The 22008-nt window shown below is 61.1% G+C and carries 20 protein-coding genes; 18 read left to right on the top strand and 2 right to left on the bottom strand.

Annotated features, from left to right (window positions below):
* Positions 1-55: 55 nt before the first annotated feature.
* The 10 genes from CDA09_RS10185 (at position 56) to CDA09_RS10225 (ending at position 12519) form a co-directional block, all read left to right on the top strand.
* Positions 56-2533 (top strand): putative bifunctional diguanylate cyclase/phosphodiesterase, encoded by a 2478-nt coding sequence (locus CDA09_RS10185; protein WP_286164453.1) that lies wholly within the window; start codon positions 56-58, stop codon positions 2531-2533.
* Between the two features lie 555 nt (positions 2534-3088).
* Positions 3089-4594, top strand: coding sequence for an aromatic/alkene/methane monooxygenase hydroxylase/oxygenase subunit alpha (locus tag CDA09_RS10190; protein WP_121428519.1), 1506 nt, complete (start codon positions 3089-3091; stop codon positions 4592-4594).
* A gap of 58 nt (positions 4595-4652) precedes the next feature.
* The gene (locus tag CDA09_RS10195; RefSeq protein ID WP_121428520.1) at positions 4653-4919 is read left to right on the top strand and encodes a toluene-4-monooxygenase system B family protein; all 267 of its coding nucleotides are present in this window, start codon (positions 4653-4655) and stop codon (positions 4917-4919) included.
* Between the two features lie 36 nt (positions 4920-4955).
* The gene (locus CDA09_RS10200) at positions 4956-5291 is read left to right on the top strand and encodes a monooxygenase system ferredoxin subunit (protein WP_121428521.1); all 336 of its coding nucleotides are present in this window, start codon (positions 4956-4958) and stop codon (positions 5289-5291) included.
* Positions 5292-5347: 56 nt separating this feature from the next.
* On the top strand, positions 5348-5746 hold the full coding sequence (locus CDA09_RS10205) for an MmoB/DmpM family protein (protein WP_286164454.1): 399 nt from the start codon (positions 5348-5350) through the stop codon (positions 5744-5746).
* 57 nt (positions 5747-5803) lie between these two features.
* The gene (locus tag CDA09_RS10210; RefSeq protein WP_121428523.1) at positions 5804-6790 is read left to right on the top strand and encodes an aromatic/alkene monooxygenase hydroxylase subunit beta; all 987 of its coding nucleotides are present in this window, start codon (positions 5804-5806) and stop codon (positions 6788-6790) included.
* A gap of 75 nt (positions 6791-6865) precedes the next feature.
* Positions 6866-7885: a 2Fe-2S iron-sulfur cluster-binding protein gene (locus tag CDA09_RS10215; RefSeq protein WP_121428524.1), complete on the top strand. Its 1020-nt coding sequence runs from the start codon at positions 6866-6868 to the stop codon at positions 7883-7885.
* Between the two features lie 57 nt (positions 7886-7942).
* Positions 7943-9319 carry an OmpP1/FadL family transporter gene (locus tag CDA09_RS10220; protein ID WP_121428525.1) on the top strand — a complete coding sequence of 459 codons (1377 nt, stop codon included), beginning with the start codon at positions 7943-7945 and terminating at the stop codon, positions 9317-9319.
* Positions 9320-9370: 51 nt separating this feature from the next.
* A complete protein-coding gene (locus CDA09_RS23160) occupies positions 9371-9607 on the top strand; it encodes a hypothetical protein (protein ID WP_128106557.1) in 237 nt (78 codons plus the stop codon).
* A complete protein-coding gene (locus CDA09_RS10225; protein ID WP_121428526.1) occupies positions 9604-12519 on the top strand; it encodes an ATP-binding protein in 2916 nt (971 codons plus the stop codon). Before CDA09_RS23160 ends, CDA09_RS10225 begins: the two co-directional genes overlap by 4 nt.
* 55 nt (positions 12520-12574) lie before the next feature.
* Here CDA09_RS10225 and CDA09_RS10230 read toward each other — a convergent pair whose 3' ends face one another.
* Positions 12575-13378 carry a response regulator transcription factor gene (locus CDA09_RS10230; RefSeq protein ID WP_286164455.1) on the bottom strand — a complete coding sequence of 268 codons (804 nt, stop codon included), beginning with the start codon at positions 13376-13378 and terminating at the stop codon, positions 12575-12577.
* Positions 13379-13658: 280 nt separating this feature from the next.
* Positions 13659-15341 carry a sigma-54-dependent Fis family transcriptional regulator gene (locus tag CDA09_RS10235; protein WP_121428527.1) on the bottom strand — a complete coding sequence of 561 codons (1683 nt, stop codon included), beginning with the start codon at positions 15339-15341 and terminating at the stop codon, positions 13659-13661.
* A 311-nt stretch (positions 15342-15652) separates the two neighbouring features.
* On the opposite strand from CDA09_RS10235, the gene CDA09_RS10240 reads away from it, so the two are divergent.
* The 8 genes from CDA09_RS10240 to CDA09_RS10275 all read left to right on the top strand — a co-directional run bounded on the left by CDA09_RS10240 (position 15653) and on the right by CDA09_RS10275 (position 21951).
* Entirely contained in the window at positions 15653-15970 is a 318-nt protein-coding gene (locus CDA09_RS10240) for a 2Fe-2S iron-sulfur cluster-binding protein (RefSeq protein WP_121428528.1), read from the top strand.
* A 304-nt stretch (positions 15971-16274) separates the two neighbouring features.
* Positions 16275-16541, top strand: coding sequence for a phenol hydroxylase subunit (locus tag CDA09_RS10245; RefSeq protein WP_121428529.1), 267 nt, complete (start codon positions 16275-16277; stop codon positions 16539-16541).
* Positions 16542-16574: 33 nt separating this feature from the next.
* Positions 16575-17570, top strand: coding sequence for an aromatic/alkene monooxygenase hydroxylase subunit beta (locus CDA09_RS10250; protein ID WP_121428530.1), 996 nt, complete (start codon positions 16575-16577; stop codon positions 17568-17570).
* Positions 17571-17580: 10 nt separating this feature from the next.
* Entirely contained in the window at positions 17581-17850 is a 270-nt protein-coding gene (locus CDA09_RS10255; RefSeq protein WP_121428531.1) for an MmoB/DmpM family protein, read from the top strand.
* Positions 17851-17885: 35 nt separating this feature from the next.
* A complete protein-coding gene (locus CDA09_RS10260) occupies positions 17886-19439 on the top strand; it encodes an aromatic/alkene/methane monooxygenase hydroxylase/oxygenase subunit alpha (RefSeq protein WP_121428532.1) in 1554 nt (517 codons plus the stop codon).
* A gap of 33 nt (positions 19440-19472) precedes the next feature.
* Complete coding sequence (locus tag CDA09_RS10265) at positions 19473-19832, top strand: phenol hydroxylase subunit P4 (protein ID WP_121428533.1); 360 nt, start codon at positions 19473-19475, stop codon at positions 19830-19832.
* 10 nt (positions 19833-19842) lie between these two features.
* Positions 19843-20895 carry an NADH:ubiquinone reductase (Na(+)-transporting) subunit F gene (locus tag CDA09_RS10270; RefSeq protein WP_121428534.1) on the top strand — a complete coding sequence of 351 codons (1053 nt, stop codon included), beginning with the start codon at positions 19843-19845 and terminating at the stop codon, positions 20893-20895.
* Between the two features lie 126 nt (positions 20896-21021).
* Entirely contained in the window at positions 21022-21951 is a 930-nt protein-coding gene (locus CDA09_RS10275; RefSeq protein WP_121428535.1) for a catechol 2,3-dioxygenase, read from the top strand.
* Positions 21952-22008 lie beyond the last annotated feature (57 nt).

Here is a 22008-nt window from a genome sequence, read left to right on the forward strand (position 1 = left end):
AACGGGCAGTTCACCATCGACGATCGCAAGGAACCGAACTGCTTGAAAACCTGACATGCCTTTTTCCTTCTCACTCCGACGCAGGACATCGCCCCGCAGTCTGTTACGTGATGACTGGACCGTTCGGGATTTCGCAAGTGTCGGCGTCCCGCTGGTCCTTGTTCTCCTGATCCTGTTTGCCATCTGGCAACGGTTCGACGCGGAAAAAGCGTCGGTGCGACACAACGCCACGGTGCAGCAGGAGAACATCGCAGCCGTCATCTCCGAAAACCTCACCCAGACGCTCGACCGCGGACGGCGGTTAACGCTCGCATCGGAGATCGCTGCCGATGGTGGAAGACAGGCGGCAACGAATCAACTGGCCGCCCTGATCGCCTCGGATGCGACGTACGTTCGCGTCGCGCTCTACCGCAACGCTCCCCCCTGCACCTTTCTCGCCCTTCCGAGCGCAAACGGCCACGACTCGACGGCGGTGACGCACGCCGTGCACGGTCACCCCCCTTGCAGGACTGCCAAAGACGTATTGTTGACGCGGCTATTGCCAGGCGGCGAAAAACTGTCGCGCCTTCCGGTAGTTATCTCGACCGCTTACAACGACGACGCGCTGCTGGCCGTGCTCGATCTCGGTCATCTCCTTCAGCCGTACCCGAATCTCGATCTCGGGCGCTCGGCCGTCATTCAGATTCTCGACGACGACGGCAGGGCGCTTGCCGAGCAGCACGCGGACGGTGCGTTTGTCATTCCGGATGACCGCCGGTACGCGCAGTTCGCCAATAACACGGCTACGAAGGGCTCGCTTGCAGGAAATCTCTTCGAGGGCCGCAGCTATCTTTCCAGCTTCCAGCGCCTCAAACGCTTTCCATTCACCGTGGTCGTCAGCAGCGAGTTAGACGAAATCATGACCCCGGCGCAATCGGGCACTCGATTGCGCTTCCTGACAACGATGACGGCGCTGACCACCATGATCGGGTTGGCGGTATTCGCGTTCGTGTGGGGGATTTCGCGGCAGAAGCGGATCATTGCCGCACTCGAGGCTGCCAACCACGAAAACCGGGCCCTGATAGCGGGGCTCGAGGACGAGAAGCGCCACGCCTTCGTCATGGCCGCCCACGATCACCTCACCGGCCTGACGAACCGGCGCATGTTCGGCGAACTCGTGGGCACACATCTGTCCCGTGCCAAGCGTAGCCGCGAGCACTACGCACTGCTCTACCTCGACCTTGACCGCTTCAAGGCGATCAACGATACGCTCGGGCACCACGTCGGTGACCTTCTCCTGCAGACCGTCGCAGACCGGCTGCGCTCGACGCTGCGCGAGTCCGACATCGTCGCCCGCATAGGCGGTGACGAATTCGCCGTACTGCTCACTGGACTGGCGAGTACCGACGATGTGGAGGTCGTCGCGGCAAAGATTGTCGAACAGATCAGCGCACCGATATTGGATCTCGCCGGACACGACGTGCACGTCACACCCAGCATCGGCATCGCCATCTTCCCGCGGGACGGCCACGACGTCGGTTCGCTGTGCCGTCACGCCGATGCAGCAATGTATGAGTCCAAGCGGACCGGTCACGGCAAGTACACCTATTACGAGCCCGGCTTCAGCGGCGACCGGGAGCGCCTGTTCGCGCTTGAGCAGCGCCTACCCAGGGCGATTGCAGAAAACGAGCTGATGCTGCACTTCCAGCCGAAGGTCCGGATTTCGGACTATCGAATCATCGGCTTCGAAGCACTGGTGCGATGGCAGCACCCCGACTTCGGTCTGCTCTATCCCGGCGACTTCATTCCCCTTGCCGAGCGCACCGGATTGATCGTCGACCTTGGTAACTGGGTCACCGAATCGTGCTGCCGTCAGTTGGCGACGTGGATGATGGAAGGACTCGATACCGTTCCGATCGCCTTCAACGTTTCCGTGCAACAACTGCAGGACGCAGAATTGCCGCAGCGGATTGAAACCCTCCTCGGGAGGTACAAGGTGCCCGCCGAAAGGCTGGAAGTCGAGATCACCGAGACAACGCTGGTCGAATCAATCGAGATCGCCCGTCAGGTGCTTGACGGGCTCGAGAAGTTGGGCATCGGCATTGCGCTCGACGATTTCGGCAGCGGTTTCTCCAATCTCAGCTATATCCGTACCTTCCCAGTCCACCGCATCAAGATCGACCGGGAATTCATCAACGACATTCGCAACAGTCCGTACGACGGAGCCATCGTCGCCTCCATCATTTCGCTTGCCCACAACCTGAACATGCAGGTCATCGCGGAAGGCGTGGAGACCCTCGACCAACTGATCCACCTCAAGACTGCGGGCTGCGACGAGGTTCAGGGATATTTTTTCAGTCGACCGGTTCCCGCCTCCGAAGCGACTGACCTTATCGTCCGATCGATTCTCGTTCCAGCCGTGATGGTGCCAGAGTCCTCTGCGCCCCCTCCGAAACCATTTCCCCAAGAGCACGGCCGGAAGCACGACGGTGAAACCCCCGCGAAACACGACGAATGCATCGTAACTGAGGCTCAAACTCAACCGCTTGGGTAATTCGGCGCGACGGTTGGAAATCGAAAGTCATGTTCGGCAGAGGGCCCGCCCACTCGCGACCCGACACGATTCACTTTCCATTAAGCCCTCCGACCCTTCGCTCTACGCGCCCCATGGCGGGATAGCGCCGTGCAGGGCTTTAAGTCCTGGATCGCTGCTGATGCTACCGTTGCGTCCTTTCCATTGGGCTGCTGCCGGTTTCATCTTCCCACCTTAACAAGGTGTCCGTGAAACCGGCAGCAGCCCAACGATCGGCGCCTTCTTCGTCAGCTTCGTGAGATCGCCAGGGTACGCGTCGGCCGCTCCAAGCCGCAGCGGCTGACGAGCAGGCGGCCGAGCGACCCTGATCCTCGTCGGCGACCTCGATCTCGCGCCTGCCCATTACTTCATTCTTCCGTCTAAACCAAAGTCTAATTTTCACGTCGGCCCCTTCCATTTAATTTCCCTTCCACGACAACGCCCGACCTATCCGTCAGGGCGGCACAGGATGGCGACGAGATTCGCCTTGCTTCGAGAGACACCCGACTCTCGATTGACGATACGAAGGAGACACGGATGGCTTTACTCAACAGGATGGATTGGTACGACCTGGCCAGGACTACCAACTGGACCCCGACGTACGTTACCGAAGATGAACTGTTTCCGCCCCAGCTGTCGGGTGGATTCGGTCTGCCGCAGGGGGCTTGGGAGAAATACGATGAGCCGTACAAGCAGACCTATCCCGAGTATGTAAAGGTACAGCGCGAAAAGGATGCGGGAGCGTACTCGGTGAAAGCTGCGCTCGAGCGTAGCCGGATCTTCGAGAATTCCGACCCCGGCTGGAAATCGGTCATGAAGGCCCATTATGGCGCCATCGCAAGGGGCGAATACGCCGCTGCCAGTGCCGAAGCACGCATGATGCGTTTTTCGAAGGCACCCGGAATGCGGAATATGGCGACCCTGGGTTGCATGGACGAAATCCGTCACGGCCAGATGCAACTCTATTTCCCGCATGAGCACGTCGCCAAGGACCGGCAGATGGACTGGGCGTTCAAGGCCTACGATACCAACGAATGGGCGATGATCGCGGCACGCCATTTTTTCGACGATATCATGCTGACGCGCGACGCCATCAGCGTCTCGATCATGCTGACGTTCAGTTTCGAAACCGGCTTTACCAATATGCAGTTCCTGGGGCTCGCCGCCGATGCCGCCGAGGCGGGAGACCATACGTTTGCAAATCTCATTTCGAGTATCCAGACGGACGAATCGCGTCACGCCCAGATTGGCGGACCGGCGCTCAAGGTATTGATCGAAAACGGTCACAAGGCAGAGGCGCAGAAACGCGTTGATATTGCCGTATGGAGGGCCTGGAAGCTCTTCTCGGTCCTGACCGGGCCGATCATGGACTATTACACGCCCCTCGAACACCGCAAACAGTCCTTCAAGGAATTCATGGAGGAATGGATTGTGGCGCAGTTCGAACGCGCCCTGACGGACATGGGCCTCGATCTCCCGTGGTACTGGGAACAGTTCCTGGCAGACCTCAATGAAACTCACCACGGCATGCATCTGGGGTCGTATTACTGGCGCCCGACGGTATGGTGGAATCCGGCCGCCGGGGTCACGCCGGATGAACGCGACTGGCTGGAAAAGAAATACCCGGGTTGGAATGACACCTGGGGCCAATGCTGGGACGTGATCATCGAAAACGTGGTGGACGGCAACATGGCTTTGACCTACCCGGAAACCCTTCCCTACGTTTGCAACATGTGTCAGCTCCCGATTCTTGGCACTCCGGGCAATAAGTGGAACGTCAAGGATTATCCGCTCGAATACAACGGCCGCCTCTACCACTTCGGCTCCGAAGTCGACCGCTGGGTCTTCCAGCAGGAACCCGAGCGTTACGCCGGGCACCTGAGCATTGTCGACCGGTTCCTCGCCGGCATGATTCAGCCGATGGATCTCGGCGGCGCGCTTCACTACATGAACATCGCCCCGGGAGAGTGCGGCGACGACGCGCATAACTACGCGTGGGCGGACGTATATCGGGCGATGCGCGCTACCCAAAAGGCCAGCTAAGAATATTGCCGCCCGAAACCCGACCGATCGGGTTTCGGGATTAACGAGGAGATTGAAGATGGCGCTATTTCCCCTGACCTCGAATTTCGAGGGGGATTTTGTTTTGCAGTTGGTGCCGGTAGATACCGAAGACACCATGGATGACGTCGCCGCTGCTGCGGCAGTCCACTCCGTCGGTCGGCGCGTGAAGGCGCGTCCGGGATGCATTCTGCGTGTTCGCAGGCAGGGAACGGAGGACTTCCTTCCGCGAACGATGAAGGTATCCGAATCCGGTCTAAGGCCGACCGAAACGGTAGAAATCGTCTGGGAGTCGCCCAAACACTGAGTGGTATCCCAACCACTACCGCAATCGGAGCGAAAAATGGGCTTTATGAAAGTTTGCACCATCGATGACGTTTGGGAGGGCGAGATGGAAGCCTTCACCGTCGATGGCAAGGAGATCCTGCTGGTGTGCGCCGAAGGGGGAGAAGTCAAGGCGTTTCAAGGGATTTGCCCCCACCAGGACATTCCACTCGTAGAAGGCAAGTTCGACGGGAAGAAGATCATTTGCAGAGCGCATCTATGGCAGTTCGATGCTTGCAGTGGTAAGGGCATCAACCCCGATGACTGCGCGCTGGCGGAATACCCGGTGAAAATCGAAGGGAGTGACGTTTTTGTCGAGACGGAGGGAGTAATTCCCCTGTTCGCGCACAGCTGACCCACTGGCAGCTGAATTTGTCATGAGCTGACAACTGCAGCTCATGACTTGTAGCGGTGACACGTCAAATTCCGGAGAAGTGCCCGGTCGATCAAAAACCATCGTCCGGCGAGCGGCAAGGACTGAGCGAGGAGACATCAATGATATTGGGAAGCAGCGCGCAAGCGTATCACAACAACATGGTCGGGCCGATAATGCGCGCCGGCGATTTGGCCACCGCAGTAATTGAAGCTGCGAAGTTGGATAACCCGGGTAGGGAGCTTTTTGTCGAGGACAAACGTGCGTACATCCGGATTCATATGGAGCAGGAAATGGTGCTTCGGCGGCAGACCATCGAGGAAGAGCTGGGGAGGCCTTTCAAGATGAATGATTTGGAAGTGGACCTGAGTTCCTTCGCGGGGCAGATCGAAAGCCGTGATAACGAAATCCGCTTCTATTTCGTCAAGAAAATTTGAATAGGCCCATGGTCTTCGATCAGGGCGCCACATAAAAAGGATGTTGAGGAGACAAGAATGTCGGAAATCCAGCAGTTGAAGCCGCTGAAAACATGGAGCCATCTGGCGGCGCGCCGTCGCAAGCCCAGTGAATACGAGATTGTCAGTGCGAACCTCCATTACAACGACCGCGATCCGAATGCTCCCTATGAGCTGGATCCGAACATGTTCATGAATGCGTGGTACAAGAAGAACACGTTCGCGACAACGCTCAATCACGACGACTGGAATGCCTTCCGCGATCCCGACGAGGTCGTCTATCGCACCTACAACATGATGCAGGACGGCCAGGAAACGTATGTCTTTGGCCTGCTGGATCAGTTTAGTCAACGGGAGCACGACAAGTCTCTCGATCTGCGCTGGACCGGTTCGCTTGCGCGTCTCTATACTCCATCGCGGTATCTCTTCCATACGCTTCAAATGGCGTCCGCCTATGTCGGGCAGGTCTCCCCGGCCAGCACGATCACGAGCTGCCACTACTTCCAGATGGCGGACAGCCTGCGTTGGCTTAGCCATACGGCCTATCGCACCAAAGAACTGTCCGTGGCCTTCCCCGACAAGTGTTTCGCCCAGGATGAACGTACTTATTGGGAAAAGGATCCGGTGTGGCAGGGCTTTCGCGAACTCATGGAGAAGGCGCTGACGGTGTGGGACTGGGGTGAAGCCCTTGTCGTTCTAAACCTGGTGGCGAAACCCGCCATCGAAGAGAGTGTTCTCCGCAAGCTCGGGGAATCGGCGCGGCATAACGGCGACACCCTCCTTGGGCTGATTACGGATGCACAGCTAATCGACTCTGCGCGCCATCGGCGCTGGATCAGCGCCCTGATCAAGATGGTACTGGAAAAGCCGGGCAATCTGGAAATCATCCGTGGTTGGGTGGCGAAGTGGGAGCCGCTGGCTGACAAGGCAATCGATGCCTATTGCGAAATGTTGCCTGACGTTCCGGATGCGGCCGCCTCGGCCAAATCCGCGACGCGCGACTTTCGGCGTTCCCTGGGATTGTAAGCCAAACAGACACCTGTTACCTGCGGCACGTTCAAGGGCGTGCCAGCAGAATTTATTCGTCTTCTTGGAGGTGCCATGGGCGATCTGGCGACGATTAGAAACGAGAAGGATGGCTGCGCCTTTCCTCAGGAGAATGGCGATACGATCCTGCGCGCGGCTCTTCGTGCGGGCATAGGGATTAGCTACGAGTGCAATTCCGGTGGCTGTGGTGGCTGCAAATTCGAACTTCTCGAGGGAGACATCGAAACACTCTGGCCGCAGGCGCCCGGCCTGAGCGAGCGTGACAGGAAGCGGGGCCGCCATCTGGCTTGTCAATGCAGGGCCATCGGGGATGTGACCATTGCGGCTCCCAGTGCCCTGGAATATGTGCCGAGAGTTCCTCCCAAGCGCCAGAAGGCATGGCTCCGTGAGGTGCGCACCATCACCCACGATATTCGCGAGTTCAGATTCGTTTCCAGCGACGAGGCCAATTTCCTGCCAGGGCAATATGCAATGCTGGATCTGCCTGGCCTGGAAGGTTCCCGTGCATATTCAGTTTCCAATACGGCAAATACCAACCGTGAATGGCATTTCCAGGTGCGGCGGGTACAGCATGGCAAAGGTTCCCACATCCTGTTTGACAGGTTGGCCGTGGGGGATGAAATCGCCCTGGACGGGCCATACGGACTCGCCTATTTGCGCACGGAATCCGAGCGTGATCTGGTGTGCGTAGCAGGGGGTTCCGGTTTGGCCCCCATGGTGTCCATTGCCAGAGGCGCGGCCGAGGGAGGCTTGCTGAACAACAGGACCCTCCATTTCTTCTACGGTGCCAGGACACGCCATGACGTCTGCGGGGAGGAGATGCTTCGTGAACTGGGGAAATTTGGCGACTCGATCCGGTTCATCCCGGTAGTTTCACTTCCGTGCGACGAAGGGCAGTGGGATGGTCTGACGGGCTATGTCCATGACCAGCTTGCTCAGGTCTTGCCACGGGAGTTTTGCAGCTACGAATTCTATTTCGCCGGCCCGCCACCGATGACGCAGGCGATACAGGAATTGCTGATGGTCGGGCACAAGGTGCCATTCGGACAGATTCATTTTGATCGTTTCTTTTAGCGTGAGCGGGAAACCGTACTCAAACAACGATTAACACGCGAAATGGAGAGAAGAGCGATGTCAAGGAAGAGAATTGCGCAGCTAGCGGTCCTGGCTACCCTGGCGGCACAGGGCCATAGTGCGTCGGCCACCGATGTATTCTATCTGGAGGGGGTTGGGGCGGTTTCGCGCTCGATGGGCGGAGCGGGGGTGGCTCAGGATCTGGGGCCGAGCGGCATGATGACGAACCCCGCCACGCTGTCATTGATGCGTGAGGAAAGGCAGGCATTGTTCGGACTGGATTTGGTGACAACAGATATCAGTGCCAGGAACAAGGCGACGGGAGAGACGGCAAATTCCGACTCGCACTCGCGCAACCGCGGCCCTTATCTTGCTCCCGAGGTCGCTTATGTCGAAAAATTCGGCAAGTGGTCCTTCGGAATCGGCGCGTTTGCGAGAGGCGGCCTCGGAACAGAGTATGGTCGCAAGAGTTTTCTTTCCCGCGATTCCGGAGGGGGCGATACAGGTCTGGACAATTCCAGCAGGCTCCTGGTCCTGGATATTCCCTTGGCGATGAGCTATCAGGTCGACGATGCATTGTCCATTGGCGCAAGCCTTGATGCCGTGTGGCAGGGGGTGAACCTGGACTTGTTGCTGGGCGCGGATCAGGCCGCGGATCTGATTGGCGGCGGACGGGTCAGCGGGTCACTGCTGCCGGTGCTCGGTACTGTGCCGGCACTCCAGGGGGCACATTTCAGCCTGACCAAGAACGGGCCCATCGCCAGCGGGGTTAACGCCTGGGGTTACTCGGGGCGGTTCGGGTTGGTCTACCAAGCGACGCAAGCCACGAGACTCGGTGCCTCCTACACATTTCAAAGCCAGGTCGGCGACATGGAGGGGGACGCCACCTTGACGGCAATTTCCGGTGTGGCAGGCAAGATTCCATTGACGGGGAAGATCAAAATCAAGGACTTTCAGATGCCGGCAAAGCTGAGTGTCGGCGTTTTGCACAGTCTGACCGACAAGTGGAGTGTGGCTGCCGACATTTCGAGGGTGTTTTGGAAGGACGTGATGAAGGACATCAAGGTCGCGTTCGAGGCGGATGGAGGCGGCAATCTCAATGTGTCTCTTCCGCAGGACTACCGTGACCAGACGATTCTCGCCCTGGGAACTTCCTATGTACTGACGCCGGAATGGACGGTGCGCGCCGGGGTGCGTTTTGCCTCCCAAGCCCTTCGCAGCGGAACTCTTTTGGCGGTGGTTCCGGCGATCCCCACCAAGCACATTTCGGCCGGCTTTACTTACGCATTCTCCACGTCGAGCAGAGTCAATTTTGCATATTCGCATGCATTCAAGGAACGCATGACCAACAGATCCTTGCCGAATACCTCCGCGCCGATAGAGGTTTCGCATTCTCAGGACAACGTGACACTTGATTATACGATCAGCTTCTGATTTTCAGTGAATCGATGATCCAAGCCCGCGCGCCTGGGTCGGGATTGGCCGGTGCTTGAAGCGCCGGTTCGCCTCGGCCTGGAAACGCGGGATCAGCGCTTCCCCAAGGCCAACCTTCCCGTTATCCTCCTTCGCATCGTTCCTTCATGGTGCGACGGGCGAGGCGTGCCTTGTCCTGCTTTTTTGGGAACAGGTGCGATCGTGGATGACATTGCCAGCCGTATTGGCGTAAACGAATTCCAGACGAAGTCTCTCAAGGTTCGCAAGTCTGCTGGTGTCGAAAAATGACTAATTCTGGCGAGACATTGGTCGGCGACAGTCCCGATCCATCGGTTGGGAGCCCTGTTGCTTCCGTTAAGGGCGTTGAACTGTTGGTGGATGACCCTGTAGACGTTCGTCGCCAGAAGTTGGCACGGATCATCCTGGATTCGATGTACCAGTTCTTGGGGTTGCTGGATATCGACGGAACCGTCATAGAGATCAATAAGGCTGCCTTGGCGGGGGCGGGGATAGAACTTCAGGATGTCGTTGGGAAGCCATTCTGGGAGGCGCGATGGTGGGCTTTGTCGGAAGACACCCGCCAACGCGTCAAATCCATGGTTGCGCAGGCCAGGGAAGGGCGGTTCGTGCGATGCGATATCGAAATTTACGGGAAATCCAGGGGGACGGCGACGATAATTGTCGATTTTTCCCTGACCCCGATATTCGACGATCGCGGAGAGATCGCCTTCCTGCTGCCTGAGGGGAGGGACGTCTCGGAGAAGATTGAAATCGAGGCCGAACTGACGCGAAAGAACAATGAAGTGAATGCTGCGCTGGAAAAGCTGCGCGAGATCGACGGCTTCAAGACAAAGTTTTTCGCTAACGTCAGTCATGACTTGCGTACCCCCCTCACACTGATTCTCGGGCCCGTCAATCAGTTGCTCCACGCTTCCGATCTGGTTTGTGAGCGCGATCAGTTTCGGCTGAAGGCTATCAAGCGCAACGCGCAAGCCTTGCTCCAGCAAGTCAACGATTTGCTGGATTTGGGGAGAATCGATGCCGGGGAAATGCCCCTTGTCTACACTTGCCTGGGCGTGACCGCATTGTTACGTGAGGTGACAGCAGGGTTTTCAGCGGCGGCGGAGGAGCGCGGCATCAGTTTGACCGTGCTCCATGGGGAAGAATTGGAGGTCGATGTCGACTGGAGGAAGTTCGGTCGGGTGATTACCAATCTGCTTGCAAATGCCATGAAGTTCACTCCGGATGGCGGCCGTATTCGCTGTTCGGTCAGTCGGCTGTCAGGAGACCGTTTTCTGGTGAGTGTCCAGGACAATGGTCCCGGCGTTCCCGACAAACTCAAGAGCGCGATCTTCGATCGCTATTCTCAGGGAGAAGATCAACTCTCGGCAAAAGGAAGCGGCCTCGGCCTGAATATTGTCAAGGAGCTGGTTGAGTTACATCGCGGAACGATCTCGGTGCTCGATGCGCCTGAACGGGGCGCCGTGTTTCAGGTGGAGTTGCCGCTTCGGGCACCATCGGGGGCCTTTGTCCGGGCGACAGATTCCACGAGCGACGTTTCGACGGATGTTGAAGCTGGCCCCCTGAGGCCGCTCGAGGTTCCTCACGTTTCAGGGAGGCGGGGAGAGGCACGAATCCTGGTTGTTGAAGACAATCCGGATCTTCGGCAGTTTCTCTATGACGTGCTTGCCGACGATTATCAGGTCGCTCTTGCCGAAAACGGGGAGGCTGCGTTGCGCGTGGCGCAAGAATGGGTGCCAGACATGGTCGTCACCGACTTGATGATGCCGGAAATGGGCGGTGAGCGGTTCGTGCGAATCTTTCGCGAGCAACACACGGAAAACATACCGGTGCTGGTTCTTTCGGCGCGGGCGGATGATGCGCTACGCGAATCCTTGCTGGAAGATCTGGTACAGGATTACGTCACAAAGCCGTTCTCGCCCCAGGAGCTGCGCGCGCGCGTCCGTAATCTGGTGACTGTAAAGCTGACTGCGGACATTCTCCGAAAGGAGCTGAACTCACAGGCGTCAGACATCAAGGAGTTGACTGCAGGTCTTATCGCGAGCCACAAGTCCCTGCAAGACGGGCTGATGGCTTTGCAGATATCCGAGCGCCGCTGGCAAGGTTTTTACGAGAACACGGCGGTCGGCATAGCGTTGCTCGATACCGACGGAAAGATCATGAAGGCAAACCCGGCACTTCAGAAGATGCTCGGCTATCAGGCCCATGACGTCGCCGGGGTTTCGCTCATCGATCTTACCGAGGAATCAGAGCGCGCGAAGACACGACGGAATGTCATGAGCCTGCTCGAAGGGAGGGTCGAGAGTTACCAGGTAAAAAAACGTTATGAGCGAAATGATGGAGGGTTCTTCTGGGCCAACGTCATTGCTTCAGTCATTCCACTCGTTGATGTACATGCGCCGCGTATAGCCGTGATCGTGGAAGATGTGACAGCCCAGAAAGCTGCGGAAGACGCGTTAGCCAAGACCCAAACGGAACTTGTGCGGGTTTCCCGGGTGACGACGATGGGAGAACTGGTCGCGTCGATAGCTCATGAAGTCAACCAGCCTCTTTCGGCCATCGTCACCAACAGCCATGCCGCACTGCGATGGATCGAAAGGGAAACGCCGGACTACGAGGAAGTCGTGGCTGCGCTGCACAGGGTGCATCGGGATGCGGTGCATGCCGGGAAGGTCATCTCGCGAATCCGCAATTTCCTGAAAGACCGAGGCTTGAAGCGGGGCCCGGTAAACGTCCGGGATATGATTGACAGCTTGGTCCAAATGCTCCAGAGGACGCTGACCGAAACTGCAACAAGGATTGAAGTCCTGATCAAGGATCCGCTCCCGGCCCTAGAGGCGGACCAAGTCCAGCTACAACAGGTGATGCTGAATCTGTTTGTGAACGCCCTTGACGCGATGAGACGGCAAAAAGGAAAAGGACGCAAAATTGTGGTTGCCGTGGAGGCGGATGCTTCAGGAGGCGTGCTGTTTTCTGTGAATGATTCCGGTCCAGGCATTCCGGCGGACAAGATATCTGAGATCTTCGAACCGTTCTATTCCACGAAAAAGGACGGGCTGGGTATGGGGTTGGCCATAAGCAGGTCCATTGTCGAGGGGCATGGCGGGAAATTGTGGCTTGAGTCATGCGGTCCGCAAGGAGCGTGTTTCTGCTTCACCATTCCTGCCACCCCGCAGTGAGCTGTCCTGCGTTCCTTGCCTCGTATGCCTGCCGAACCCCCGGGGATACCAACCATCAGGACCTGTTGAGCCTTTGAATCGCGATCGTCAATTCCGGGAGCGATCGCATTTGCATTTTGCTCATGACGTTGTGTCTGTGTACCTTTACCGTGCTCTCGGTCACGCCCAGTTCACACGCGATGATCTTGTTCTGCTTCCCTTGAGCGACGAGAAACATGATTTCCTTTTCCCGTGGAGTCAGGTGCTCATAGCGCTCCATCAACTCTGCTGTCTTGAGTTTGTCGTCGAAGCTGGCGCTCACGCGCGACAATGCGGCGGTGATCGCATCCAGCAACTCGAATCCCTCGAATGGTTTTCGCAGAAAGTCGATGGCTCCACCCTTCATCGCACGCACTGCATCCGGGACGTTTGCATTGCCCGTGATAAAGACAATGGGGAGATCCGTCCCTCGTTGAGCCAGGCGTTCCTGCAGCGCCAAGCCGTCCAAACCGGGCATCCTGATATCGAGCACGATACAGGCAAAATCATCGAGATCCCTCACCGCCAGGAACTCCAGCGGCGACTCGAATACCTTGGCGATCATCCCCTCCGCGCGAATCAGGCTACTTAGCGACTCGCGAATGGACGCATCGTCATCGACGACATAAACAGTAGGAGTAGTTGCCGGCGATGTAGTCACGGTGCGCTGCCCCACGAATTTCGTCGTCCAAGGTAGTCGCCGTTCGATCGCCGCAACGTTGGGACAACGCCCCGACCGAGCGTTTTTTTCAACAGCCTCAAGCGTGAGCGGGTTCATGGCGTGAGCTACACGACTCGCGTCTTCCCGACGCTTGTCTTCCGGCAATTGGATTTCCGACATCACGCCTCCTCGATGGTCCGATCGCCAACGACCTTGGTTATGCGCCCGCGGCCTTCGATGGGCCTTCGGGCTGGTGCCGGCAAGCTGTACCTGTAGCACGTCCGTTGCCGGCACCCATGGGCAGGAGAGCGCCGAAGCGGTGGTTCCGCAGGGTGGGGCAACACACCCATTTTAAGAAATATCGAGATTTATTGCAAACGCCAATGATTTCGATGGTATGGAAACTGCGGCGGTGGGGAAGCGAGGCCAGGCGGGGGATCTTCGTCTCAGCGCCTGCCGCTCAGGCGTTCGGTTTTTTCAGTCGGTAGTTGAGCTGCGGCCGCGTCATGCCGAGCATGCGCGCGGCCGCAGCGAGATTGCCGTGGGCGCGCTGCACGGCGCGCTCGAGCAGGTCGTGCTCCAGCACTTCGAGCGAAATGCCGGCGTCGAGCATCGCGTCGGTGAGGTCGGGGCCGACGCTGGGCGCCCTGGGCGTCAGGGTCTGGCCGAGCTTGCCGCTGCCGTCGATGCAGGTGTGTGCCGGCGGGGCAGGGGGCGCGCCGACGAAGAGGTGTTCGACTTCGATCCAGCCGTTCTGCGGCGCGAGGATGACCCCGCGCTCGATGACGTTTTCGAGCTCGCGCACGTTGCCCGGCCACCGCTGAGTCTTCAGTGCCGTCATCGCGCGGTCGGTGACGCCGGCGATGCGCTTGTCGTGGAGTGAGCGGAAGCGGTCGACCATCGTCTCGACGAGCAGCGGGATGTCGGCGACGCGTTCGCGCAGCGGCGGGATCGTCACCGGATAGACGTTGAGGCGGTAGAACAGGTCGCGCCGGAAGCGTCCGTCGGCGACCGCCTGCTGCAGGTCGACGTTGGTCGCCGCGACCAGCCGCACGTTGATCTTGCGTGTGCGCTCGTCGCCGAGGCGCTCGATCTCGCCTTCCTGCAGCACGCGCAGCAGCTTGGCCTGCGCGGGCAGCGGCAGCTCGCCGACTTCGTCGAGGAACAGCGTGCCGCCGTCGGCGCGTTCGAACTTGCCTGCGCGCGACGCGTCCGCGCCGGTGAAGGCGCCGCGCTCGACGCCGAAGAGCTCGGATTCGATCAGCTCGTCGGGCAGCGCCGCGCAGTTGACCGCGACGAAGGGCGCGTCCTTGCGCGCGCTGAGCTCGTGCAGCGCGCGCGCGAAGCGTTCCTTGCCGACGCCGGTCTCGCCCAGGAGCAGCACCGAGACGTTCGTCGCAGCGGCCTTGGTGACGAGCTCGTAGGCCTGGCGAAAGCCGCTGGAGGCGCCGATCAGGCTCGGCATCGCGGCGGGGCAGACGATGCTGCGGCGCATCGCCTCGACCTCTTCGCGCAGTTCCAGCAGGCGGCCGACGATGGAGTCGGGCTCGAAATAGGGGATGAGCTCGTCCGCGTCCGGCCATTCCTCGGCCGGCTTGCCGACGATGCGGCATTGCCCGGCGCCCATCGCCGCGCACTCGACTTCGCGGAACAGGATGAAGCGACCAGTGAAAGCCGTGGTGTAGCCCGAGGCGTAGCCGATCATCATCCAGCACACCGGATGGTCGACTTCGCCGAACTGCTGCACGTGGACTTCCGCTTCCCACGACTGGTGCCACAGGAATTCGCCGTAGAAACTGCGGGCGTCCTCGTCGATGTCGAGGCGCACCGGCTCGACTTCGACGCAGCCTTCGAGCATGTGCAGTTGCGGGCCGACGACGAACATGTCGGCGAGGCTGCCGCCGCCGCGGATCTTGCGCGCGAGCTCGGCGTCGCGCAGGCCCGACGCGAAGCCCATGCGGGTGAGGATGCGGCGCGCCTGCTCGCTGCCGACCGACGCGATGAGTTCCTTGCGCAGCTCCGATAGCGCGGCGGTATGAAGCAGCACCATGCGGTGCTCGCCGAGCCAGATCAGGCCTTCCTTGGCCGAAAAGCGCAGCAGCTGGCGCAGGTCCGAATTCTCGGGGTAACGGATGTCCTTCACCTCTCCTCCTGGGGTCGCCCGCCGGCGGTGGGCCGGGGGGCGGGGCTGCGGCCGGGCTCGCCGCGGTGAACACCGCGGTCGGCCCGGCCGTCGTTGTACGAACGATATACCACAGACGCGCCCTGCGTGCCGCGACGTTCGCCCGGTCCTCCGAGCTATCTTGCCACAAAAATTGAAATCTCGAGATTTGCGGATGACGCGAAAAAAAGCGGCACGGATCTTGTTTGTAGCGGCAAGACGGTGGTCCGGCGGTGATCGGATCATCAACGACGAGAGACCGGCGCAGGCCGGCGAAGCGAGGAGACAGAGAGATGAGCGAGCGTTTTTCGGTGCGGATCGAGGACAGCGGCGAGGTGTTCAGCTGCACGGGCGAGCAGAACCTGCTGCGCGCGATGGAGGTCCTCGGCCGGCGGGGGATTCCCGTCGGCTGCCGCGGCGGCGGCTGCGGCGTGTGCAAGGTGCACGTGACGCAGGGGCGGTTCGGCACGCACAAGATGAGCCGCGCCTGCCTTTCCGCGGAAGAGGAGCGCGACGGCGTCGTGCTCGCATGCAAGGTGTTCGCGGCCAGCGACCTGTCGCTGCGCGTCGTCGGCGGCCTGAGCAAGGCGCTCGCGCGCCCGCGCAGCTGACCCGGCAATCCATTCCAACCGTTCGCCCTGAGCCTGTCGAAGGACGGCGGCCGCCTGGCGGGCCGCGAAGGGCAGCGCCGTGCCGGGCCCTGCTGCAGCGCGCAAAAGCGGCTTCACCATTTGATCACTTTTTTTCGGGCGGATTGATCATTTGATCGATCTGAAAATTGCGGCGATAAGTAAAAATATCGAGAAAAAAAGTAAACGCCAGAAAACATCGGTAATTGCGACATATGGCACGACTCTTGAGTGCTATCTCGGGGCGGCACCGCAAAACAGACGAAATGAACGAGGAGATGCAGGCATGGATGCAAACAGCCCCGCAATCGACATCGACCGCAAGTACGTGCGGCTCGTGGAACGCCGTGCCGACGGTCTCGTGGAGTTCGAGTTTGCGATCGGCGAGCCGGATCTGTGCGTCGAGATGCTGCTGCCCGCGGAGGCCTACGAGCAGTTCTGCGCCGCGAACCGGGTGATCCGCCTGGATCCCCGCGACGCGGCGCCGGTCGCGGACGACGCGGAGGGCTGGAGCTGGAACATGCACCAGGCCACGCAGCAGCGCTTTCGCTGAGCACTTGTAAAGAAAACCAAGGAGGAGACCTCAATGCAAATCGATCTGCGCACGGTGGCGATCAAGCCGCTGCGCCAAACCTTCGATCACGTCGCACGTCGCATCGGCGGCGACAAGCCCGCCTCGCGCTATCAGGAAGGCACGTTCGACCTGCAGGCGACGGCGAATTTCCATTACCGTCCGACCTGGGATCCCGAGCACGAGATCTTCGACGCCGCGCGCACGGCGATCCGCATGGCCGACTGGTACGCGTTCCGCGATCCGCGCCAGTTCTACTACGGCGCCTACACGCTGGCGCGCGCGAAGCAGCAGGACACCGCCGAGGCGAACTTCGACTTCGTCGAGTCGCGCGGCCTTGCCGCCGCGCTCCCGGCCGAGCTCACCGCGACCGCGCTGAAGCTCCTCGTGCCGCTGCGCCACGTCGCGTGGGGCGCGAACATGAACAACGCGTCGATCTGCGCCTACGGCTACGGCACCGCCTTCTCGCAGCCGTGCATCTACCACGCGATGGACCAGCTCGGCATCGCGCAGTACCTGACGCGCGTCGGCCTGCTGCTCGGCGACGCCGATGCGCTCGACGAGGGCAAGCGCGCGTGGACCGCGGACGACGCCTGGCAGGGCCTGCGCCGCCTGGTCGAGGACAGCTTCGTCGTGCGCGATCCGTTCGAGCTCTTCGTCGTGCAGAACGTCGTGCTCGACGGCCTGCTGTATCCGCTGGTGTTCGAGACCATCGTCGACGACGTGCTGTCGGCGGACGGCGGCACCGCGGTCGCGATGCTCACGCAGTTCATGACCGACTGGTTCGGCGAGACGAAGAAGTGGGTCGATGCGACGGTCAAGACCGCCGCCGCCGAGTCGGCCGAAAACCGCGCGCTGCTCGCGCGCTGGACCGCGCACTGGCGCGACCGCACCGCCGCGGCGCTGCTGCCGGTGGCACGCATCGCGCTCGGCGAGCGCAGCGACGAAGTCGTGGCCGAGGTCGTCAGCCAATTCAACGCACGCCTGGCGAAAGCCGGCGTCGAGATCTGAGGAGCCCGTGATGTCGACCGTATTCATCGCCCTGCAGACCAACGACGACACCCGCCCGATCATCGGCGCGATCCTCGACGACAACCCGCACGCCCGGCTCAACGAGCAGCCGGCAATGGTGAAGATCGACGCCGAGGGGCGGCTGGTGGTGCGCCGCGCCTCGATCGAGGAGCGGATCGGGCGCGATTTCGACCTGCAGGAGCTGCACATCAACCTGATCTCGCTGTCGGGCAACATCGACGAGTCCGACGACGAGCTGACGCTGAGCTGGGGCGCCTGAGCGCCCGCCACAAGAACAGAGAGGAGACCGGATTCATGGACATGCAAGTCGCGAAGAAGAAGCTCGGCCTGAAGGAACGCTACCAGGTCATGACGCGCGGGCTGGACTGGACGCCCTCGTACCAGAAGATGGAGGACATCTACCCGTACGCCGCCTACGAGGGCATCAAGATCCACGACTGGGACAAGTGGGAGGACCCGTTCCGGCTGACGATGGACGCCTACTGGAAGTACCAGGCCGAGAAGGAGCGCAAGCTCTACGCGATCATCGACGCGTACGCGCAGAACAACGGCCACCTCAACGTGACCGACGCGCGCTACCTCAACGCGGTGAAGCTCTTCCTCACCGGCATCAGCCCGCTCGAATACATGGCGCACCGCGGCTTCGCGCACGTCGGCCGCCAGTTTCCCGGCGCCGGCCCGCGCGTGGCGTGCCTGATGCAGTCGCTCGACGAGATCCGCCACGCGCAGACGCAGATCCATTCGCTGTCGAACTACAACAAGTACTACAACGGCTTCCACGACTTCCGCCACATGCTCGAGCGCGTGTGGTACCTGTCGGTGCCGCGCTCCTTCTTCGACGACGCGGTGACCGCCGGGCCGTTCGAGTTCATGGTCGCGATCGGCTTCTCGTTCGAGTACGTGCTGACGAACCTGCTGTTCGTGCCCTTCGTCTCGGGCGCGGCCTACAACGGCGACATGGGGACGATGACCTTCGGCTTCTCCGCGCAGTCGGACGAGGCGCGCCACATGACGCTGGGCCTGGAGGTGATCAAGTTCATCCTCGAGCAGGATCCGGACAACCTGCCCATCGTGCAGCGCTGGATCGACAAGTGGACGTGGCGGGGCTACCGCGTGCTGACGCTGGTCGGCATGATGATGGACTACATGCTGCCCAAGCGCATCATGAGCTGGAAGGAAGCCTGGGAGGTGTATTTCGAGGAAAACGGCGGGGCGCTGTTCAAGGATCTGGCGCGTTACGGCATCCGGCCGCCGAAGTGGCTGGACCAGATCTCCTTCGACAAGGACCACATCTCGCACCAGGCCTGGGCGACCTTCTACCAGTACGGCGCGGCGGCGGCCTTCAACACCTGGACGCCCAGCGACGAGGAGATGGACTGGCTGTCGCAGAAGTATCCCGACAGCTTCGACAAGTACTACCGCCCGCGCCTGGAGTACTGGCGCGAGCAGGCGGCGCAGGGCAATCGCTTCTACAACAAGACGCTGCCGATGCTGTGCCAGACCTGCCAGATCCCGATGCTGTTCACCGAGCCGGGCGACCCGACCAAGATCTGCTACCGCGAGGTCGACTACCAGGGCAGCAAGTACCACTTCTGCTCGGACGGCTGCAAGGAGATCTTCGAGCACGAGCCCGAGAAGTACGTCCAGGCGTGGCTGCCGGTGCATCAGATCTACCAGGGCAACTGCTTCCCCGAGGGCGCCGACCCCACGGCCGAGGGCTTCGATGCGCTGGCCGAGGTGCTCAAGTACTACCACGTCGAAATGGGCCGCGACAACCTCGACTTCGAGGGCTCCGAGGACCAGAAGAACTTCGATCAGTGGCGCGGGCAGGCGACGAAGAACGCCTGACGCCGACCAAGAGACAGAGAGGAGACGAGACAAATGGCCGTTGCTGCCCTGCGCAAATACGAGTTCGAGCCCGCCGACGCGCCGGCGAAATTCCACGGCGCCCAACTGCTGTACGTGGGCTGGGAAGACCACCTGATGTTCTGCGCGCCCTTCGCCTTTCCGCTGCCGCCGACGATGCCTTTCGGCACCGTCGTCGAGCAGGTGTTGCCGGGCGCGTTCGGTTACCACCCGGACTTCGCCCGCATCGACTGGGCGAAGGCCGAGTGGTTCAAGTCGGGCCGGCGCTGGATGCCGGATTTCGGCAAGTCGCTCGCCGACAACGGGCTGGGTCACAAGGACGTGATCCGCTTCCGCACCCCGGGGCTGACGGGAATCGCCGGCTCCTGCAGCTAGGAGGGACGCCGTGAGCTATGAACTGACGATCGAACCCCTCGGCCAGACGATCACGGTCGAGGAGGACCAGACGATTCTCGACGCCGCGCTGCGCGCCGGCGTGTGGATCCCCCATGCGTGCTGCCACGGCCTGTGCGCGACGTGCAAGATCCAGGTCACCGACGGCGAGGTCGAGCACGGCGAGGCGTCGAGCTTCGCGCTGATGGATTTCGAGCGCGACGAAGGCAAGGCGCTGGCGTGCTGCGCACGGCTGCAGAGCGACGCGACGATCGAGGCGGAGATCGAGGAGGAGCCGGATGCCGAGTCGATTCCGGTGCGCGATTTCCCCGGCACGGTGAGCCGCATCGAGCAGCTCACGCCGACGATCAAGGGCGTGTTCGTCGAACTCGACGCGCCGATCCGTTTCCAGGCCGGGCAGTACGTGAACCTGGAGATCGACGGCGGGCGCTGCACGCGCGCGTTCTCGCTCGCCGGCGCGCCGGGCGGGCGCGAGGTGGAGCTGAACATCCGCCTCGTGCCGGGCGGCGAGGGCACGACCTGGGTGCACGAGGCGCTGCGCGCGGGCGACCGCGTGAAGCTGTCGGGGCCTTACGGACGCTTCTTCGTGCGCAAGTCGGCGCCGGAGGCGCTGCTCTTCATGGCGGGCGGTTCGGGCCTGTCGAGCCCGCGCTCGATGATCCTCGACCTGCTCGCGGCGGGCGACGCGCGGCCGATGACACTGGTGTATGGGCAGAGGAGCCGCGCCGAACTCTACTACCACGACGAGTTCGTCGCGCTCGCGGCGCGCCACGCGAACTTCCGCTACGTGCCGGCGCTCTCGGACGAGCCCGCGGGTTCGGGCTGGGAGGGCTTCCGCGGTTTCGTGCATGACGCAGCGAAGGCGCACTTCAGCGGCGACTTCCGCGGCCACAAGGCCTACCTGTGCGGGCCGCCGATGATGATCGACGCCTGCATCACGACGCTGATGCAGGGGCGGCTGTTCGAGAACGACATCTACACGGAGAAGTTCTTCTCGGCCGCCGACGTGCAGCAGGTGCGCAGCCCGCTGTTCAAGCGCATCTGAGGGGATGTTCGACACGACTTTGTGAGCGGCTTGCCCGGCGCGATGGAGATTGCGCCGGCGAGCCTAAAAAAGCCGGGCGGGCAACGAAGAGGGCCCGTGCCGCAGACAACTGGAGGAGACGACAAAATGGCAATGACTGGCGTACTGCGTCCGGGCCACGTGCAGCTTCGCGTGCTGGACCTCGAGGAAGGCATCCACCACTACAAGAACGTGCTCGGCCTGATCGAGACCGGGCGCGACGCGCAGGGACGCGTCTACTTCAAGGCGTGGGACGAGCGCGACCACAACAGCGTGATCATCCGCGAGGCCGACAGCGCGGGCCTGGATTTCTTCGGCTTCAAGGTCGCCGACAAGGCGACGCTGGAGAAGCTCAATGCGGATCTGCGCGCCTACGGCCTCAACACCGAGCGCATCCCGCCGGGCGAAATGCTGGAGACCGGCGAGCGCGTCCGCTTCGAACTGCCCTCGGGCCACCAGATCGAGCTCTATGCCGAGAAGACCGACGTCGGCAACGGCATGGAATACGTGAACCCGGATCCGTGGACGCCCGACGCCGAGCGCGGCATCGCGCCGATCCGCCTCGACCACTGCCTGCTGTACGGGCCGGACATCGAGAAGGTGCAGGACATCTTCGTCAATGTGCTGGGCTTCTACCTCGTCGAGCACATCGTGATGGAAGACGGCAAGACCGATCTGGCGATCTGGCTGTCGTGCTCGATCAAGGCGCACGACATCGCCTTCGTGCGCCACCCCGAGCCGGGCAAGCTGCACCACATCTCCTTCCTGCTCGAGAGCTGGGAGAAGGTGCTGCGCGCGGCCGACCTCATGTCGATGAACCGCGTGTCGGTCGACATCGGCCCGACCCGCCACGGCGTGACCCGCGGCACGACGATCTATGCCTTCGATCCGTCGGGCAACCGCTTCGAGACCTTCTGCGGCGGCTACCAGTGCTACCCGGACTGGAAGCCGATCAAATGGACCTGGGACGAAGTCGGCGCAAGCGTGTTCTATCACGACCGCGCGCTCAACGAGCGCTTCCTCTCGGTCGTGTCCTGAGACCCGGTCCGCGCCGCCGTCGCGCGGCGCGGTCGCGGCTTTCCCACGGGCGGCGCG

The sequence above is a fragment of the Azoarcus sp. DN11 genome (genome assembly GCF_003628555.1).
Classification (GTDB): domain Bacteria; phylum Pseudomonadota; class Gammaproteobacteria; order Burkholderiales; family Rhodocyclaceae; genus Aromatoleum.